Consider the following 19475-nt stretch of genomic DNA (forward strand, 5'->3'; position numbering starts at 1 on the left):
AAAACAGGCACTAGCGGTGCTTCAGAAAAACCGCAGATTGGATTGGCGACTGCTACGCAGTCGAGCGGAAGCAAGCTCCCTCGCTACAGGGATCGCATCTGAGTCAAAGCGATACCCCGCCCACAAAAAAGGCGCCTGCAAAGGCGCCTTTTTTGTTTCTGCGTTTTATCTTCCCAGCAACCGCGCCAGACCCACGCTCATCGGCGTCTGCTCTGGCATCTTGAATCGCTCCAGCAGGCGCCCGTTGTTCGCACGCGAATGACGGATGTCGCCGGAGCGAGCCGGGGCGTAGCTGATCGCAGGCAGTTCGCCGACCACTTTCTGCAATTCGGCGAGCATCTGCTTCAGGCTCATCGCCTGATTCCAGCCGGCATTCACCGGACCGACTTCCACTTCAGGCTTCTCGAGCGCCTGCACCAGAAGAGCAACCAGATCCTCGACGTAGAGAAAGTCGCGCGTCTGCTCGCCATCGCCGAACACGGTGATCGGCAAGCCTTTCTGCGCACGCTCGCTGAAAATGCTGATGACGCCGGAGTACGGCGAGGACGGATCCTGGCGCGGGCCGAAGATATTGAAGAAGCGGAAAATCGCCGGCTCCAGACCGTGCTGGCGGCGATAGAAGTCGAAGTAATACTCGCCCGCCAGTTTGTCTGACGCGTAGGGCGTCAGCGGCGCTTTGGGCGTGTCTTCATCAATCGATTCGCCCTCGCCATTGTTGCCGTAAACCGCCGCACTGGAGGCGTACACCACGCGTTTGACGCCGGCCAGACGCATGGCTTCGCAGACATTCAGCGTGCCGATGAAATTGCTCTGATGAGTCTTCACCGGATCGTCCACCGACGCCTGCACCGAGGCGACTGCTGCCAGGTGAACGACCGCGCTGCAACCTTGCACCGCCTGGGCAACCAGTGCCGCATCGGCGACATCGCCGACAATCAGCTCGACCCGAGGATTATCCAGCGGCAGATTGCTGCGTTTGCCGGTCGACAGATCGTCGAGGATTCGCACCGAGTGCCCCTTGGCGAGCAAGGCATCCGTCAGGTGCGAACCGATGAAACCGGCGCCGCCGGTGATTAAAACAGTACCTTCAGCCATGACGATAAAACCTATCCAGTAAGCCCGGGAGAGCGGCACGCCAGGCGCGCGGCTTGATCCCGAAAGTGTGTAGAATTTTTTTGCAGGCGAGCACCGCGTGTTGCGGTTCCTCGGCTGCGTCCGGGCGCGCGGCGTGAGCCTGCGCGGTGGGTGCTTCGATGGCCAGCGCATGCAGGCTGCGGGCTTCGGTCAGAATCGCCTGGCCCAGCGCTAGCGGGGTGGTCGCCTCGTGGCCGGCGTAATGATACGTACCCCACAGCGGCGCCGCGCAATCGAGTTGCTTGAGCACCGAGATAATCACCCGGGCGGCGTCGTCGACCGGGGTCGGATTGCCCCGGCGGTCGTCGGCCAGAAGCAATTCTTCCGGTTGCTCGGCACGGGCGAGGAAACGTCCGAGGGTGCCATCAGGGCTGTCATCGAGCAGCCAGCCGAAACGCAACAGAACGTGCTGCGGGCAGGTCGCGCGCACACTTTGTTCGATCCGCCACAACGCCTGACCGCGCAGGCCCAGTGGCACCGGTTCGTCTTTTTCGCTGTATGCAGTGGCACGCGAACCGTCGAACACCCGATAACTGGACGGTTGCACGAGGACGATATTGTGGTGCTGGCACAGTTCGGCGAGCCGCTCGATGGCGCGTTCCTGCCCGGCCATGCGGCTTTCGCTGACCGTCTCGGCCTGAAACCAGTCGAAATAGTAGGCGAGATTGATCAACGCATCGGGACGAGTATCGTCGAGAAGTTGCGTCAGGCTCGCGGCATCCCAGCCGTCTTCGGGCGGGCGGGGGGCGAGGAAACCGATGTCTTCCTCCGCACCGAGGCGAATCAGCGCCTGCCCAAGGGCATTTCCGCCGCCCAGTAACATAAGGCGCATTCGCATAAAGTCAGCAGGCCCAGTCTGATAGGAACGATGGCTTTGACGACGGGACTTGTGGAACCGTCGTCGATAATTGCCGGAATCGTTGCATTTTGCGGGTTTAGTGCGCAACCGTCATCCGTAAAGTGTAGATCCCCTGATTTATGCTGTGGCTATTGGCCCCATCGCTGGCAAGCCAGCTCCCACAGGATTTGTGTACAGCGCCAACCCTGTGGGAGCTGGCTTGCCAGCGATGAGGCCGTGATGGCCCGTAGAGATCCCAGCGGTACTTGCATCTTCCCGCCCTCACCCGCATAACTTGTCCCATGAATCTGCCCCTTCCCACGGACGCGGCGCTGGCAGGCTTTCACCCCGCCGTCAGCGCCTGGTTCAGCAGCACTTTCCCGACGGTCACCGCCGCCCAGGCCCGCGCATGGCCGCTGATCCGCCAGCGCCGCTCGACGCTGATTGCCGCACCGACCGGTTCGGGCAAAACCCTCACCGCATTCCTCGCCGTGCTCGACGATCTCGTCCACCGGGGCCTGGCAAACTCTGACGGACTGCCCGATGAGACCCTGGTGGTCTATGTCTCGCCGCTCAAGGCGCTGTCCAACGACATTCGCATCAACTTGCAAAATCCGCTGGCCGGGATCACCGAGCAACTGCGCCAGATGAACCTGCCGGAACTGCACATCACTACCGCCGTGCGCACCGGCGACACCCCGCAAAAAGAACGCGCCGCCATGCGCAAGACCGCGCCGCACATTCTGGTGACCACCCCGGAATCGCTCTACGTGCTGCTTGGTTCAGAATCAGGCCGGAAAATGCTCGGCACCACGCGCACGGTGATCATCGATGAAATTCACGCCATGGCCGCCGGCAAGCGCGGCAGTCATCTGGCCCTGAGCCTGGAGCGGCTGCAGGCCTTGTGCGCCGAGCCGCTGACCCGCATCGGCCTGTCCGCCACGCAGAAACCGGTAGCAGCCGTGGCGCAATTCCTCGTTGGCAGCGGTCGCCCCTGCGAAATCATCGACATCGGCCATGCGCGCCCCCGGAATCTGGGGATCGAAGTACCGCCCGTGCCGTTGTCGGCGGTCATGGCCAACGATGTCTGGGAGCTGGTTTACGAGCGCCTCGCCGAACTTGCCCGCGAACACCGCACCACGCTGATTTTCGTCAACACCCGCCGCCTCGCCGAACGCCTGAGCCGCCACCTCAGCGAGCGTCTCGGCAAACACGCGGTGGCGGCGCACCACGGCAGTCTGGCCAAGGAATTTCGTCTCGACGCCGAACAGCGGCTCAAGCGTGGCGAACTGCAAGTGCTGATCGCCACCGCGTCACTGGAACTGGGTATCGATATCGGCGAAGTCGACCTGGTCTGCCAGATTGCCTCGCCGCGTTCCATCGCCGGATTTCTGCAACGGGTCGGGCGCTCCGGCCACCAGGTCGGCGGTACGCCCAAGGGGCGCTTGTTCGCCACTACCCGTGACGACCTGATCGAGTGCGCCGCCCTGCTCGACTGCGTGCGCCGTGGCGAACTCGACACCCTGCACATCCCCGAAGCACCGCTGGATGTACTGGCGCAGCAGATCATCGCCGAAGTCAGTTGCCAGGAATGGCCGGAAGACGCGCTGCTGGCGATGTTTCGCAAAGCCTCGCCTTATCGCGATCTCGACGAAAAACACTATCAGGCCCTGCTGGCGATGCTCGCCGAGGGCTACAACGGCCGACAAGGTATTCGCAGCGCTTACCTGCATCGCGACGCGGTCAGCCGCACCTTGCGTGGCCGGCGCGGCTCGCAACTGACGGCGGTGACCAGCGGCGGCACCATCCCGGACAACGCCGACTACAGCGTGATGCTCGAGCCCCAAGGCCTGAACATCGGCAGCGTCAACGAAGACTTCGCGGTGGAAAGCATCGCCGGCGATGTATTTCAGCTCGGCAACACCTCCTACCGAATCCTGCGGGTGGAAACCGGTAAGGTGCGGGTCGAGGATGCGCAAGGACAGCCACCGACCATTCCGTTCTGGCTCGGCGAAGCGCCGGGGCGCAGCGATGAACTGTCCTCCGCGGTGGCGCGCCTGCAAGCGACGCTCGACGAATTGCTCGGCGCCAGCCCCGGCAATCTGCAACCGGCGCTCGACTGGCTGACCCACACCCTCGGTCTCAACCGCGCCAGCGCCGAACAACTGGTCGAATACCTCGCTCGCGCACGCCAGACCCTTGGCGCCCTGCCCTCGCAAGACACGTTGCTGATGGAGCGGTTTTTCGACGAGTCCGGCGGTACCCAACTGATCATCCATTCGCCGTTCGGCAGCCGCATCAACCGTGCCTGGGGTCTGGCCCTGCGCAAGCGTTTCTGCCGCACCTTCAACTTCGAGTTGCAGGCGGCGGCCAGTGAAGATGCGATCGTGCTGTCGCTGTCCACCAGTCACAGTTTCGAGCTTGATGATGTCTGGCGTTATCTGCACAGCAACAACGCCGAGCACACCCTGATTCAAGCGGTGCTTGATGCGCCGCTGTTCGGCGTGCGCTGGCGCTGGAATGCCGGGGTCGCCTTGGCACTGCCGAGGTTTACCGGCGGACGTAAAGTCGCGCCGCAGCTGCAGCGCATGAAGAGTGAAGACCTGATCGCCAGTGTGTTTCCAGATCAGATCGCCTGCCTGGAAAACCTCGCCGGCGAGCGCGAGATTCCCGAGCATCCACTGGTGGAACAGACCCTCGACGATTGCCTGCACGAGGCGATGGACAGTGAAGGCTGGCTCCATCTGCTGCGGCGCATGGAGCGTGGCGAGGTGCGCCTGATCAGCCGTGATCTGCCGGCACCGTCTCCGCTGGCGGCAGAGATTCTCAGCGCCCGCCCCTACACTTTTCTCGATGATGCGCCGCTGGAAGAACGGCGCACCCAAGCGGTGATCAACCGACGCTGGAGCGATCCGCAATCCACCGATGATCTGGGTGCGCTGGATACCGACGCGATCAACGCGGTGCGTGAAGAAGCCTGGCCGACGCCCGCGAACATCGATGAAATGCATGAAGCACTGATGAGCCTTGCCTGCATCAGCGACCGTGAAGTTCAGGCGGGCGAACACTGGCGCGAATGGCTCGACACGTTGACTGCGAGCGGTCGTGCCTGCCACTTGGTCGTTCCGCCAGTAACGGCAAAAGAACAGCTTCGCGAGCAGGCTCGCTCCCACATTCAACCGCGTTCCGCCAGTTGGAACACAGTCAATTGTGGGAGCGAGCCTGCTCGCGAAGACGGCCTCACAGTCACTACACATCCACAGCCTCGCTCGTTGTGGCTGGCCCGAGAACGCCTGACGTGCCTGCAAGCGCTTTATCCCCAGGCCACGCTGCAACCGCCGCAACAAGCACTGCCCGGTTTCGATGAGGTCTGGACGTTCGATGACGCATTGGTTGAAGTGATCCGCGCCCGACTCGGCGCCTTCGGTCCGTTGCCGTTAGCCGCGATTGCCGAACCACTCGCGGTGCCGACACCGCAGGTCAATCAGGCCCTCGCGCAACTGGAACGCGAGGGTTACGTATTACGCGGCCAATTCACGCCGGGATCGGCAGTGGAAGAATGGTGCGAGCGCCACTTGCTGGCGCGGATTCATCGCTACACGGTCAAGCGCCTGCGCCGGGAAATCGAGCCGGTGGCGTTGCAGGACTTCATGCGGTTTCTGTTCGACTGGCAGCATCTGTCGCCCTCCACGCAAGGCCAGGGCAGCGCGGTTTTACCAGCGATTGTCGGTCAGTTCGAAGGCTATGCGGCGGCCGCATCGGCGTGGGATAGCGACATCCTCCCGGCGCGGCTGAAGGACTACTCGCCGAGCTGGCTGGATGATTTGTGCCGCAGCGGCAAACTGGTATGGACGCGCCTCAGTGCCCGCCAGAAAGTCAGCGGCACGGCGTTGCGCAGCACGCCGATTGTGCTGCTGCCGCGCAGCCAGGTCGGGTTATGGAGTGCGCTGGCCGAACAGACGCCGGCCAGCGAACTGTCGCCGAAAACCCAGAAGGTGTTCGAAGCATTGAGTCAGCACGGCGCACTGTTTTTCGATGAGTTGATTCATGAGGCGCATCTGCTGCGCAGCGAACTGGAAATCGCCTTGCAGGAACTGGTCGGCGCAGGGTTGGTGAATGCCGACAGCTTCGCCGGCCTGCGCGCGCTGATCACCCCGGCGAGCAAGCGCCAGCAGCGTAGCAGTCGTCGCGGACGCGGCGCGTTTGTCGGCGGCATGGACGATGCCGGGCGTTGGGCTTTGCTGCGGCGCGGGCAGGCTTTGGACAACAACCAAATTCTGGAACATGTCGCGATGACTTTGCTGCGCCGCTACGGCGTGGTGTTCTGGCGCCTGCTGGAACGTGAGGCCGACTGGTTGCCGAGCTGGCGTGAGTTGCTGCGTACCTTTCATCGACTGGAAGCACGCGGCGAGATTCGTGGCGGGCGGTTTGTCAGTGGCTTGGCCGGTGAACAGTTTGCCTTGCCCGAAGCGATTCCATTGCTGCGTGAAGTACGGCGGCGGCCGCACGACGGGAGTTTGATTGCGGTGTGCGGGGTTGATCCGCTGAACCTGGCCGGGACGTTGTTGCCGGGGGTGAAAGTGCCGGCGGTGGCGAGCAATCGGTTGGTGTATCGGGATGGGTTGCCAGCGGCGGCGGTGATTGCCGGCAAGCAGCAGATCTGGCTGGAGCTGGATCAGATCTCGATGGAACAAATGCGCAGCAAACTGATCCGGAATTGAGGTTGGTTGTTCTGGCCTCATCGCTGGCAAGTCGAATCGTCGCACCGCATCTCCCACAGTGATTTGTGGTGTGCCTTCTATTCAAGCATCACCCGGTACCCTGTGGGAGCTGGCTTGCCAGCGATAGGGCCAGCACTCACACCACAAATCCCCAAATCAAGTCCGCGACTCCTGCGGCAACTCGGTCGCGATTACCTCCTGCGCCTGCCGCTTCGGCAACAAAACCTGCTGTGGATAAGTCTGCGCAAAGTGCACCGTCGGGTTGTTATCCACAAGCTTCTTCAACCGCTGGTTGAACGCACGACTCACCGCATACTGCCCGCCCGACACCGTACGGAACTGCGCCGTCAGCACCACGCCGTTCAAATCCATCTTGTCCACGCCAAACACATCCAGCGGCCCTTGCAGGTTGTACTTGAGGAACGGGTCTTCGCGGATCGAATCACCGGTCTCGCGGATCAATTCGATAGCCTTGTCGACATCCGTGTCATAGGTGAACTGCACCGAGAAAAACGCATAGGCGAATTGCCGCGATTGGTTGGTGACAGCCTTGATCTGGCCGAACGGCACCGAGTGCACAAAACCCTTGCCGTCACGCAGGCGCAGGGTGCGGATGGTCAGCCCTTCCACTGTGCCGGCATGTCCGGAATCGAGCACCACCCAGTCGCCGATCGACAGAGTGTCTTCAATGATGATGAACAGCCCGGTGATCACGTCCTGCACCAGTTGCTGCGAACCGAAGCCGATGGCCAGACCGACCACCCCGGCACCGGCCAGCAGCGGCGCGACGTTGATCCCCAGATTGGCCATGGTGGTGATCGCGCAGATCACCACGAGAATGATTTTGATCGCATTGCGCAGCAGCGGCAGGATGGTTTTCACCCGAGTGCTGGGCTGGCGCGCGGCGCGTTTACTGAGTGGCGGTTTCAGGGCTTCCTGAATCGCCGTGTCGAGCACCACCCACAACAACCACGTCACCAGAAAGATCAGGCCGATGCTGCTCAAGGCGTTACTGATTGCCCGCCCGACCGTGCTGCTCTGGGCGAAATCGAGCAGCGATACGCCCCAGATCCGCCCGAGGATATCGATGAAGGCAATCGCGATAACGATCCGCAGCAACGCGTGCAACAGGCTGAGAAAGCGCTCCTTGTAGGCCCTGCTGCGTTGTAACGCCTCAGCTTTTCGCGACTTGAACAGGTGCTGCAGGATGGTGCTGAGAAACACCGTGCCGATCAACAGCACCGTGGTGAACAACGCGCAGCGCAGGGCCTTTTGATTGTCCTCGCCAATGCCGATCAGATTGACCGCCGAGACCAGCACCATCAATACAATCGGCCAGTACCAAAGCCCGGAAAAAATCCGCAGCGACTCCTGCAATGACGGTTGTTTCAGCCGCTGGCTCAAAGGCCGGTTGCGGATCAGATGCGCCACCGGACGGCGCAGGCGAATCACCAGCAAACCGAAGATGATCGAAGCGATCAACCCGGTGAACACCGCGATGCTGCTGGTGATATTGCCGCCCAGTTGCCGGGCGATCTGCGGGCTGGTCAGTGCGTCGCTGAGGGCGGCGAGGAAGCCGATCAGGAACAATGGGCGCGGGCAGTAGTCACGAATGATCTGCGCCGCCGGGCGTTTGTGGCCGACGTTGAACATCACCACCACGCACAACAACATCGAGGTGGAAAAGATGCCGCTGCTGGTGGCGTAGGCCAGGCATAGCGCCAGCGCACGCCCCACCGAAGCTTGCAGAAAATGGCTGACGTATAAGGTCAGCGGCAAGCAAATCAGCGCCGGCACGGTGTACGGCAGCAAATAACCGAGCAGATCCTGACTGCGCTGACGGGTGCGAAACCAGCGGCTCTCGCGCAGGCGTTTGGCCGAAAGACTGCCGAGCACGGTCAGCAATGCAAAAGCGCCCAGCCATACGCCGGACAACGTCAGGAAATCACCGGCAACGCTCCAGCCCGAGCGGTTCGAGGGTTGATTGACCAGTTTGTCGACTTCGTCCGCCGCACGATCGGCGCGCAGGCGCCAGGCGTCGACCAGATGCTCGTTGAGATCGAGTTTGTCCTGGACGTCGTCGATGCTCGAACTGATGGCGCCGAGCAGGCCGCCCTGCACGATGGGCTCGGGTTTGGCCGGCTCTTCAGCAGCGGCCGGAACGCCCGGCAGCGCGGCGGCTTCGAGTTCGTTGGCACCTAGAAACAACAATGCTCCCAGCAGAATGGCGATCCTGAACTTGATCAAAACTCCGATCTCCCGTTGGCTGAACGTGTAAGGAACTGATCGGTGAATGGCGGACAAGTTCGGTTTTTGCCTCAATAACCCACTGAACCCACAGTCAGCCCTCTGAATGCCATTTTTTTGAAACCTTCCCCTGTGGCGAGGGGATTTATCCCCGATAGGCTGCGAAGCGGCCCCAAGCCTGAACTCCCTTTTTCCAGCTAGAGCGAGTTGGCTGGTGTGCGACTGCTGCGCAGCCGATCGGGGATAAATCCCCTCGCCACAAAGGCTCTCTCCAAGATGATGATTTCAACAATGACAGTCATCTGGCATTGGGATATTTGCGCTCAAGACAAATATCAAATGCCCATCCCCGTATTTTTCCGCACAACCCAAACCCCGACACTGCGCTCCATCGAAACCTCTACCGGAGTGCCGTCATGCCCATTGCCTTGCTCGCGCTGCCCCTCAGCGTTGGTCACTGATTCAAAAAAAATCCCATGTGCAGGGGCTTTTGCGGTGTTTTCAAGAATGCACCGTCCGTAACGCCGTCGAAACTTTCCCGAACCGTGCGCAGTCATCAGCAGACAGAGGCTGTACGAGGACTTTCAACGGGAGGGCGGCATGGCAACGATTCACATCGGTATTTCCGGCTGGCGCTACGCTCCGTGGCGCGGGGATTTCTACCCGAAAGGACTGGCGCAAAAGCGCGAATTGCAGTTCGCCTCGCGGGCCGTCAACAGCATCGAAATCAATGGATCGTTCTACGCCCTGCAACGGCCCGAACGCTATGCGCAGTGGTACGTCGAAACGCCCGATGACTTCGTTTTCAGCGTCAAGGCGCCGCGTTTCATTACCCACATTCGCCGCTTGCGCGAGATCGAAAAACCGCTGGCGAATTTCTTCGCCTCCGGGGTGCTGGAGTTGAAGGAAAAGCTTGGCCCGATCCTTTGGCAATTCCCGCCCAACTTCAAATTCGACGCCGAACGCTTCGAGCATTTCCTCGCCCTGCTGCCCCACGACACTCAAGCGGCTGCCGCCCTCGCCCGCCAGCACGATGCCCACCTGCATGGCCACGCCAGCCTGAAGGCTTACGGCAAGAAACCGTTGCGCCACGCCGTGGAAATCCGTAACGACAGCTTCATCGACCCTGACTTCGTGCGCATGTTGAAACGCCACAACACCGCACTGGTGATCGCCGACACCGGCGGCAAGTGGCCGTACCGCGAGGACGTGACCAGCGATTTCGTCTACCTGCGCCTGCACGGTGCCGAAGAACTGTACGCCAGCGGCTACACCGCCCCCGCGCTCAAACGCTGGGAAGAGCGGATCGACGCCTGGCACCACGGCCAGCAACCGAAAGACGCGCACTTGATCGCACCACGGGTAAAACCCCGGGCGCGAAAATCCCGCGAAGTATTTTGCTATTTCGACAACGACATCAAAGTCCGCGCGCCGTACGACGCACGTGATCTGCTGCATCGTTTCGACCTCGATGGAGGCCTCGCCACCACCCCCGGCGAACCCGCCGGCGAAGGGGTGCTGGCATGAGTATTCCAGAGCCGGTCGGTTTCACTGACGAAGGCGCCGAGGTCGCGTCATCCGTGCGCTGTTTCACCGTGCTGACGGTCAACACCCACAAGGGTTTCACCGCACTGAACCGGCGTTTCATCCTGCCGGAGTTGCGCGAAGCAGTGCGCAGCGTAGCCGCCGACGTGGTGTTTCTGCAGGAAGTCCATGGCACCCACGAGCACCATCCCCAGCGTTACGACAACTGGCCAAAGATGCCGCAATACGAATTCCTCGCCGACAGCCTCTGGCCGCAGTTCGCCTACGGGCGCAACGCGGTGTACCCGGAGGGTGATCACGGCAATGCGCTGCTGTCGAAATTCCAGATCATCCGTCACGACAACCTCGATGTGTCGATCAGCGGCCACGAGAATCGCGGCTTGCTGCATTGCGTGCTGCGCCTGCCCGGTGACGGCGTCGAGGTCCATGCGATCTGCGTGCATCTGGGCCTGCGTGAAAGCCACCGCAACGCGCAACTCGGCTTGCTCATGCAACGCCTCGCCGAACTGCCGGACGACGCGCCGGTGATTGTCGCCGGCGATTTCAATGATTGGCGCCAGCGGGCCAGCGAATTGCTCAAACCTTGTGGTCTGCGCGAAGTATTCGCCGAGCATCACGGCAAACCGGCGCGCAGTTTTCCGGCGCGGCTGCCCGCGCTGCGGCTGGACCGCATCTACGTGCGCAACCTCAAGGCCCGCCAGCCGAAAGTCCTGGCGAACCGGCCCTGGTCACACCTTTCCGACCACGTACCGCTATCGGTGGAGATCGAACTATGAGCAGCGCACCGCTGGAGAAGTCCGCCGTGGAACCGATCAGCATCAATCCGCCGATCCGCGAGCCCGGTCAGGTCGATGTCGAGTACCACTGGCAGGGCAACAACCGCGTCGAACTGTTGGAAAACGGCGAGGAATATTTCCCGCGAGTGTTCGAAGCGATGCGGGCGGCGAAGAGTGAAATCCTGCTCGAGACCTTCATCGTTTTCGAAGACAAGGTCGGCGCCGAACTACAGGAGATTCTGATCGATGCCGCGCAACGTGGTGTGCGCACCACCGTCAGCCTCGATGGCTTCGGTTGTGGCGAACTCACCAGCGGTTATCTCTCGGCGCTGAGCGATGCCGGCGTACACCTGCAAATCTTCGATCCGGCCCCCAAACACCTGGGCTTTCGCACCAACTGGTTCCGCCGTTTGCACCGCAAGATCGTGGTGGTCGACGGCTTGATCGCGTTCATTGGCGGGATCAATTTTTCCGGCGATCACTTGTTGGATTTTGGCCCGGAAGCCAAGCAGGATTACGCGGTCGAAATCCAGGGACCGGCGGTGGCCGACATCCATCATTTCGCCCTGCTGCAAAGCGGTCGCCCCGGACGAGCGCGGTTCTGGTGGCAGCGCCGGCGCCAGCGCCGCGCAGATATGGCCTTCACTGAACACGACGGCCAGGTACGACTGGTGTTTCGCGATAACGATCAGCACCACAGCGATATCGAAGAGGTGTATTTGCAGGTCCTGCGCCGGGCCAAACGCCGGGTGGTCATTGCCAATGCCTACTTTTTCCCCGGCTATCGCCTGCTGCGTGAAATCCGCAACGCCGCACGGCGCGGCGTCGAGGTGCGGCTGATCCTGCAAGGCCAGCCGGACATGCTGGTGGCGAAACTCGCGGCGCGCATGACCTACGACTATCTGCTCAAGGCCGGCGTGCAGATTCACGAATACTGCCAGCGGCCGTTACACGGCAAAGTCGCGTTGGTGGACGAGGAATGGAGCACCGTCGGCTCGAGCAATCTCGACCCGCTGAGCCTGTCGTTGAACCTCGAAGCCAACGTGCTGATCCGCGACCGCGCGTTCAATCAGGAACTGTTCCGACGCCTCGAAGAACTCAGCCAGAACCACTGCAAAGCCATGGACGCCAGCAAGTCGCCGCGCGGGCGGGTCTGGCACATGACCGTGGGTTTTCTGGTATTCCACTTTTTGCGGCATTTTCCGGCGATGGCCGGTTGGCTGCCTGCGCACAAACCGAGGCTCAAGCCGTTTCGAGGTAATCGCTCATGAGCCGTTCCGAAGCCCATCCGCATCAGCAATCAGCGCCAGCCACTCACTCACACTGGAGTAAATGGAAGCGTCCGCTGACGGTGCTGTTTTTTCTCGCGTTGATCGTGCTGCTGACAATGTTCGCCCGCCGCATCGAATGGGCCGAAGTGTTGCAGACCCTCGCTGATTTCAAAGTGCGCACGCTGATCATCGCCGCCAGCGTGACGCTGCTGAGTTTTCTGACTTACGCCAGTTTCGACCTGATCGGCCGTACTTACATCCGCCAGGACCTGACCTGGAAACAGATCCTGCCGGTGGGGATCATCAGCTACGCGTTCAACCTCAATCTCAGCGCCTGGGTCGGCGGTATCGCCATGCGTTACCGGCTGTATTCGCGCCTCGGCGTAAGCAAAAGCAACATCGCCAAGATTCTCGGCCTGAGCCTGGCGACCAACTGGTTTGGCTACATGACCATCGCCGGCGTGGTGTTCAGCAGCGGATTGGTGAGCATGCCGCCGGGCTGGAAAATCAGCACCACAGCGTTGCAAGGCATCGGTGTGCTGTTGCTGCTGATCAGCGCCGGGTATCTCGCGGCGTGCCAATTTTCCAAGCGCCGTGAATGGTCGATTCGTGGCGTGGAAATCAACCTGCCATCGCTGCGCATGGCGGTGTTGCAGTTGCTGCTGGGCGCGTTGAACTGGTCGCTGATGGCCGCGGTGATTTTCACGTTGCTGCCGAGCAAACTCGACTATCCGTTGGTGCTTGGGGTGTTGTTGATCAGTGCGATTGCCGGGGTCATCACCCATATTCCGGCGGGGCTCGGGGTACTGGAAGCGGTGTTTGTGGCGCTGCTGCAACATGAGGCGTCGCGGGGCAGTCTGGTGGCGGGGTTACTGGCGTATCGGGCGATTTATTTTCTGTTGCCGTTACTGATTACGCTGGTGATGTATTTGCTGGTGGAGGCGAAGGCCAAGTCGCTGCGGATCGAAAAGAAACCTTCCTGACATTCTTGTAGAGGCCGATGGCCTCATCGCTGGCAAGCCAGCTCCCACAATGGAATGCATTTCCCTGTGGATTGTTGAGGCTGATGGCACCATCGCTGGCAAGCCAGCTCCCACGATGGAATGCATTTTCCTGTGGATTGTTGAGGCTGAAGGCACCATCGCTGGCAAGCCAGCTCCCACAATGGAATGCATTTTCCTGTGGATTGTTGAGGCTGAAGGCACCATCGCTGGCAAGCCAGCTCCCACATTGGAATGAATTTCCCTGTGGATTGTTGAGGCTGATGGCACCACCGCTGGCAAGCCAGCTCCCACATTTGGAATGCATTTCCCTGTGGATTGTTGAGGCTGATGGCACCATCGCTGGCAAGCCAGTTCCCATATTGGAATGCATTTCCCTGTGGGAGCTGGCTTGCCAGCGATAGCGTCAGGAAGAACAACACAACCTATGAAGACTGGATGATGCTCAACCGCTCACCCACGACCATCTCGGTGATCCAGTCCACCAGAATCGACGTATACGCCTGCTGCGAAACCGGGTCGCTCAACGCATGATCCGCGCCATCAATGATCCGGTGCGTCAGCGAGTGAGTCTGCTGACATGCCGCGCGGTAACTCATGATCGTCGCGTGGGGCACGTAGACGTCGGTTTCCGACTCCACCAACAACACGTCTCCGGTGAATTGCGAACACGCGTGCAGCGCCCGATTGCTGTCGGCACGTACCAGGGTGCCGCGATAATCACGCAAATCAGCCTTGTCCAGATCACGCTTGGGGGTGTGCCATTGCTCGTCGCGGTACAACGCCGGGACTCGCAGCGCCAGCCAGCGTACCGGGCGTAAAGAGGTGAGGATCGAAGCCAGATAGCCGCCGTAACTGGTACCGACCACGGCAATCGCGGAGGTATCCAGCGCCGGGTGCGAAAGCAAGCGATCGTACGCTGCCAGAAGATCGCGCAAATTGTCCTCACGCGTTACCCGCGTCAGTGGAATCCCGGTGCCGCCCGTGTGCCCGCGCAAATCGAAGGTCAGGCACACACAACCCAGGCCGGCAATACCTTTGGCCCGCTCAAGATCACGCTCCTGGCTACCGCCCCAACCGTGGACAAACAACACTCCCGGCACCTTGGATTTGGGACTGAGAAATGTCCCGCTCATCTGCTCGTCATCAATGTCGATTTGAATGCTTTCGCTTCTAGCCGTCATAGGATTTGACCGTTACGTACTTAAGGAGAAATTCGCTGTTCTCGGCCGGGCCGCGATACACCTCGATGGCGTCCGCCGGCAGCGGCTGATCAATATAGGTTTCCACCGAAGACACGCGTATCGCGCGCATAGTCGGGTCGTTGACGAAACTTTGCAGCGCAGCCACTTCGGCGCTGCTGGCGCCGCCCATGCGCCAGGATTGTTCGAGCACGCCGCTGCGGGTTTGGCCATTGCTGTCCAGCCCCTGAGCGATGTCGTAGTTGCGCCGCGAGGCGTAGAAGCGCGGGTAGGCTTCATCGGCGGCGCTGTCGAAAACCTGCGCCTGTTCGATGGCCAGGCGCACAGGATCAGGCAGCTCCAGTGTCAGCAAATCCTCGTAGCCGCCCTGCACCACCAGCAGATTCGAGCCGCCGTAGACGTCTTCACCGTGAGCGTCCTGGGTCAAGTATTGATCACCGCAGTAGCTCAGCACTTTATCGCCGATGAATGACTGGCCGACGCTGTGGGTGATGACCTCGCTCAAGTCCTGCTCCAGCACCACGCCTTCGCTGAACAGCGCTTGAGCTTCGGGGCGGGCGAGGATTTCATCGAAGGCATCGAGGCTTTTGATCACTTCCTGACCGCGACCGGCGCAGGCGTGAATCGGCTTCAATCGAATCGGTCCGTTGTACAACAAATGCTCGGCGGCAGGTCGCGCATCGTCGAGGGAAAACACACTGAGACCGTCGAGAACCACGTTACGCACGCGTTCGGAAAACAGTGGCGACCAGCCTTTCGGTGCGTGAGCCAGATGACTGCGCAAACCATGGCTGATGGCTTTGGTGCAGATGAAATCGTGTTCGACGTAACCGCCCCACAGATCATCCGGGCCTTTGATGCCTAGTTCGTGAGCCTTGGCGGCGCCGACAATGGTCTGCGTCGGCAACAGATAGAGGTCACGGCCACGATGTTTTTCAGCGTCGTAACTGCCGCCAAATTTGAGCCCGAGAATCTGCGCCAGCCAACGGGCCAGGGCCTTGTTGGTCTGCACTTCGTGCTGCGGCGCGCCGCTACGCACGGAATGGGCAACGACAGTTTTCTTGTAGGGTGTCGGGGTCATGCGTTCCCCCTTCCAGCGGCGCGGTGAATGTAGCTTTGAGAAGTGCAGAGATCAGGCCAACGGCCGCGCCGGGAAAATCATCAGGGAATCAGAAGCTTGTCGAAAAAGTGCTGGCATCACGCCTGTTTCAATCTGCACGACTGCCTGTAAAACCCCGGCAAATTGCACGATCCACAGCATCACACAAAACCCTGTGGGAGCTGGCTTGCCAGCGATAGCGGTGGGTCAGCCACCGACCTATCTATCTGAAAGGCCCGAATCGCTGGCAAGCCAGCTCCCACAGGTATTGAGGTGAGTCGGGTTACCGTGTTGAACCAAACCGTGCGCGATACTCACTCGGCGCCAGGCCCGTGACTTTCTTGAAGATTGCACGAAACGCCCCCGGGTCCTGATACCCCACCGTCCACGCAATGTGATCAATCGTGCCGTTGGTAAATTCGAGCATTTCCCGAGCCTTGCCCACGCGCAGATGTTGGCAGTATTCGGTCGGTTTCAACCCGGTTGCCGCGCGAAACCGGCGCAGGAATGTACGTTCCTCCAACCCAGCCCGCTCGGCCATCGTTGTCAGCGAGACCTCCGTGGCGCCGGTACCCTGCAACCAATGCTGAACCTTGAGAATCGGCGCATCACCATGGCTGAGAATCGGCGCAAAGTTACTGCCGCAGGCACTGGCGCTGTCGCTGTGTTCGACCACGAGAAACCGCGCGGTGCCGGTGGCGATGCTCGGCCCGAGCAGACGATCGACCAGACGCAGCCCCAGTTCCGACCAGGCCATCAACCCGGCTGTGGTGATCAGATCCCCGTCATCGACAATCGGCGTATCGGCCTTGAGTCTGATCTTCGGATAGCGCTCGGCGAAGGCTTTGGCCGACGTCCAGTGCGTGGTGGCGCTGCGGCCGTCGAGCAAACCGCTTTCGGCCAGCAGCAGCGAACCCACGCAGACGCCACCGAGGGTGGCACCGCGAGCGTGTTGATCACGCAGCCACTGCAATAAACCGGTGGGCATCTGTGCTGCAGAAAACCCGCCGATCGACGGCGGAATCAGTACCGCCAGCAAAGCACCTTCACCACCCGGGCCGCTGTCGAAAACCCGCTGCGGCGCCTGATCGCCTTCAACCTGCCAGTGACTGACGCGTAGCAACGGCAACTGCGCCGACTGATGTTCGGCGGCGATCCGGTTGGCCACCGCGAACAGGTCGGTCAGGCCATGCACCGCCGCCATCTGCGCACCGGGATAGATCAACACGCCCAGTTCGCTAATGGCAGGTGCGCCGGCGGCCTTTTCTGCGCCCATTGTCAGTTTTCCCCTGTCTATTGTCGGTGCGGCCAATCCTCGTATTAACCGGCAGCGCCAATACTGAAGCCACTTCCAGCCAACTCACGAGGACACACCCATGGCCCAGCAAGCGCTCATCGTAGTCGATATCCAGAACGACTACTTCCCCCAAGGCAAGTGGCCGCTGGTCGGTGCGGACGCCGCCGCCGATAACGCCGCGCGACTGATCGCGGCCTTCCGTGATGCGGGTGATTCGGTGATCCACATCCGCCACGAATTCACTTCAGCGGACGCACCGTTCTTCACCCCGGGCTCTGACGGCGCCAAGCTGCATCGCAAAGTGCTGAACCGCGCCGACGAGCCCGTGGTGCTCAAGCATTTCGTCAACGCGTTCCGCGAAACCGAATTGCAGTCGATCCTTGACGAAAAAGCCATTAAGGAACTGGTGGTGGTCGGCAGCATGAGCCACATGTGCGTCGACGGCATCACCCGTGCGGCGGCGGATCTGGGTTATGCCGTCACGGTGATTCACGATGCCTGCGCCAGCCGTGACTTGGAGTTCAACGGTTTGACCATACCGGCAGACCATGTCCACGCGGCGTTCATGTCGGCACTGGGATTCGCCTATGCCAACGTTGTCTCCACCGACGAGTTTCTCCAGCGCTAAGCGCCCCGCAAATACTTTGCAAAATCCTGCGCCCGCGACCTCGCGGGCGTTTTGCGTGGGCCGAAAAAATCTCACGCGTGAGCCATTGATGGCATTTTGAATTGGTTGTAGTGTGCCTCACGCGTGAGATGTTCATAACGGAGTCACTGCCATGAAAAGCCCCTCCCCCGCGACTAAGTCTGGGAGCCCGAAGGGAGAGCGCTCGAAACCGTCCGCGAAAAAACCATCGAGCTTTTATATGAAGCAGATGCGCGCGGGCCTGGCCGCCGCCGGTTATGTGAAACACGAAACTTGGGTGCTTCCGGAAAACCGAAGCGTGCTCAAGCAAATGGAGCAACAGCTACGCCAACCGATTCTGGCTGGCTCATTCATGTCGGAGAATTACATGAGCGCAGGCAACAACTGGAACATCGATAGCCTCTTCAACGCCCTCAAGGCACTGGACGAGGTGGCTTCGCAGGAGATCACGCTGTCGCTGATCCAGAGCTCCGAACCCAGCCTCAAGCTGGAAATGAACGAATTCGGCGGTCTGCCGATTCACATCGCCCTGGCCGGCGCACAGATCATCGTCGACACCGTGCTGGTGGACATCGAATCGATCACCGACGTGCACGCCTTCAACGATGCAGTGCTGCGCAGCCGGGAAATGTTCCCGCTGTCATCCATTGGCATCGAGTCGATGCCCAACGGGCAGACCGTCTACAACATGTTTGGCGCCCTCAGCGCCGACTCAAGCCTGACCAACGTCGTCACCGAGGTGAAAACCCTGGTCGACAACGTGCAGCGCGCCAGCGAAGCCTTCGAACACTTCTTCAAGTAATCCACAGGGAATATCCAATGACTCAGTCCATCTGGAGCAAGTTGTTCACCGCGCTGCGCGGCGGCGCCAGCGAAGTCGGCGAAGCCATCGTTGATCAACAGGCCCTGCGCATCCTCGACCAGGAAATCCGTGACGCCGACACCGCGCTGTCGAACGCCCGTCGCGAACTGGTCACCATCATGGCCAAGCACAAACTGGCCGCCGATCGCGTGAGCGAGTACGACGCCAAGATCAAGGATCTGGAAGCCAAGGCTGTTGCCGCCCTGAACGCCGGCCGTGAAGACCTGGCGCTGGAAGTCGCCGAAGCGATTTCGACCCTGACCAACGATCTCGATGCCGAGAAAAAGCTGAGCGACGAATTTGGCACTTACGCCGAAAACATGCGCAAGGACATCAACAAGGCCGAAGCGCGGATCAAGAGCCTGCGCCAGCAAGTGGACATGGCCAAGGCCCGCGACAGCGTGCAGAAAGCTCAGGTCAGCGCCTCCATCGCCAGCGGCGGTGCTAACGGCAAACTGGAAACGGCAGTCAGCACCCTCAACCGTCTGCAAGCCAAACAACAGCAACGAGCTGCCGAGCTGAGCGCGGCGGATGAGTTGGCGGATGCGTCGACCGGTAACGACCTGGAGCGCAAACTGCGCGACGCCGGGATCACGCCGAACGAAGGCAGCGCGAATGCGATCCTTGAGCGCCTGAAGCAGAAGTCCGCTCAGTAAGCGTTTACGCAAAACCCCTGTAGGAGTGAGCCTGCTCGCGATGAGGCCGGAACATTCAACCAACGTGTTGGCTGAACCGCCGCCATCGCGAGCAGGCTCACTCCTACATGGTTTGCGGCGTGCAATTGCTTCTGCTCGTTCGTCGATCAGCCCGGTACACTAGCGGCGCTTTTTTACGAC

The 19475-nt window shown here is 60.8% G+C and carries 16 protein-coding genes; 9 read left to right on the forward strand and 7 right to left on the reverse strand.

Translation table 11 applies throughout. The annotated features are described in order from the left end of the window. Positions 1-165 precede the first annotated feature (165 nt). Positions 166-1095, reverse strand: a complete 930-nt coding sequence (gene pgnE, locus KI231_RS26150) for a UDP-N-acetylglucosamine epimerase PgnE (protein ID WP_213026709.1) — start codon at positions 1093-1095, stop codon at positions 166-168. After that, complete coding sequence (locus tag KI231_RS26155) at positions 1088-1972, reverse strand: sugar nucleotide-binding protein (protein WP_103303743.1); 885 nt, start codon at positions 1970-1972, stop codon at positions 1088-1090. Before KI231_RS26155 ends, pgnE begins: the two co-directional genes overlap by 8 nt. 302 nt (positions 1973-2274) lie before the next feature. On the opposite strand from KI231_RS26155, the gene KI231_RS26160 reads away from it, so the two are divergent. Beyond that, the gene (locus tag KI231_RS26160) at positions 2275-6693 is read left to right on the forward strand and encodes a DEAD/DEAH box helicase (RefSeq protein ID WP_213026710.1); all 4419 of its coding nucleotides are present in this window, start codon (positions 2275-2277) and stop codon (positions 6691-6693) included. Between the two features lie 156 nt (positions 6694-6849). On the opposite strand, the gene KI231_RS26165 is transcribed toward KI231_RS26160, so the two are convergent. Next, positions 6850-8940, reverse strand: coding sequence for a mechanosensitive ion channel family protein (locus KI231_RS26165; RefSeq protein ID WP_213026711.1), 2091 nt, complete (start codon positions 8938-8940; stop codon positions 6850-6852). Positions 8941-9540: 600 nt separating this feature from the next. On the opposite strand from KI231_RS26165, the gene KI231_RS26170 reads away from it, so the two are divergent. Genes KI231_RS26170 through KI231_RS26190 form a run of 5 tightly spaced genes read left to right on the forward strand, consistent with a single transcriptional unit; the run spans position 9541 to position 13771 of the window. Then, positions 9541-10467: a DUF72 domain-containing protein gene (locus KI231_RS26170; protein WP_213026712.1), complete on the forward strand. Its 927-nt coding sequence runs from the start codon at positions 9541-9543 to the stop codon at positions 10465-10467. Beyond that, complete coding sequence (locus KI231_RS26175; protein ID WP_103303747.1) at positions 10464-11261, forward strand: endonuclease/exonuclease/phosphatase family protein; 798 nt, start codon at positions 10464-10466, stop codon at positions 11259-11261. Before KI231_RS26170 ends, KI231_RS26175 begins: the two co-directional genes overlap by 4 nt. After that, positions 11258-12532, forward strand: coding sequence for a cardiolipin synthase ClsB (gene clsB, locus KI231_RS26180; protein WP_213026713.1), 1275 nt, complete (start codon positions 11258-11260; stop codon positions 12530-12532). The genes KI231_RS26175 and clsB overlap by 4 nt, the downstream gene beginning before the upstream one ends. Then, the gene (locus KI231_RS26185) at positions 12529-13515 is read left to right on the forward strand and encodes a lysylphosphatidylglycerol synthase domain-containing protein (protein ID WP_213026714.1); all 987 of its coding nucleotides are present in this window, start codon (positions 12529-12531) and stop codon (positions 13513-13515) included. Before clsB ends, KI231_RS26185 begins: the two co-directional genes overlap by 4 nt. 49 nt (positions 13516-13564) lie before the next feature. After that, entirely contained in the window at positions 13565-13771 is a 207-nt protein-coding gene (locus KI231_RS26190) for a hypothetical protein (protein WP_213026715.1), read from the forward strand. Between the two features lie 187 nt (positions 13772-13958). On the opposite strand, the gene KI231_RS26195 is transcribed toward KI231_RS26190, so the two are convergent. The 4 genes from KI231_RS26195 to KI231_RS26205 form a co-directional block, all read right to left on the reverse strand. After that, positions 13959-14717, reverse strand: a complete 759-nt coding sequence (locus KI231_RS26195) for an alpha/beta hydrolase family protein (RefSeq protein ID WP_213026716.1) — start codon at positions 14715-14717, stop codon at positions 13959-13961. Continuing rightward, positions 14707-15816, reverse strand: coding sequence for a DUF3182 family protein (locus KI231_RS26200; RefSeq protein WP_213026717.1), 1110 nt, complete (start codon positions 15814-15816; stop codon positions 14707-14709). Before KI231_RS26200 ends, KI231_RS26195 begins: the two co-directional genes overlap by 11 nt. 51 nt (positions 15817-15867) lie before the next feature. Then, complete coding sequence (locus KI231_RS30175) at positions 15868-15996, reverse strand: hypothetical protein (RefSeq protein WP_283246345.1); 129 nt, start codon at positions 15994-15996, stop codon at positions 15868-15870. Between the two features lie 121 nt (positions 15997-16117). Beyond that, on the reverse strand, positions 16118-17110 hold the full coding sequence (locus KI231_RS26205; protein WP_213026718.1) for a GlxA family transcriptional regulator: 993 nt from the start codon (positions 17108-17110) through the stop codon (positions 16118-16120). A 100-nt stretch (positions 17111-17210) separates the two neighbouring features. Between KI231_RS26205 and KI231_RS26210 the strand changes: the two genes are divergently transcribed. From KI231_RS26210 to KI231_RS26220, 3 genes are all read left to right on the forward strand, one after another. Beyond that, complete coding sequence (locus KI231_RS26210) at positions 17211-17759, forward strand: cysteine hydrolase family protein (protein WP_213026719.1); 549 nt, start codon at positions 17211-17213, stop codon at positions 17757-17759. A gap of 238 nt (positions 17760-17997) precedes the next feature. Continuing rightward, positions 17998-18579, forward strand: a complete 582-nt coding sequence (locus KI231_RS26215; protein WP_401302939.1) for a YjfI family protein — start codon at positions 17998-18000, stop codon at positions 18577-18579. A gap of 17 nt (positions 18580-18596) precedes the next feature. Further along, positions 18597-19295, forward strand: coding sequence for a PspA/IM30 family protein (locus KI231_RS26220; protein WP_213026721.1), 699 nt, complete (start codon positions 18597-18599; stop codon positions 19293-19295). Positions 19296-19475 lie beyond the last annotated feature (180 nt).

The organism is Pseudomonas sp. Seg1, assembly GCF_018326005.1.
Taxonomy (GTDB): domain Bacteria; phylum Pseudomonadota; class Gammaproteobacteria; order Pseudomonadales; family Pseudomonadaceae; genus Aquipseudomonas.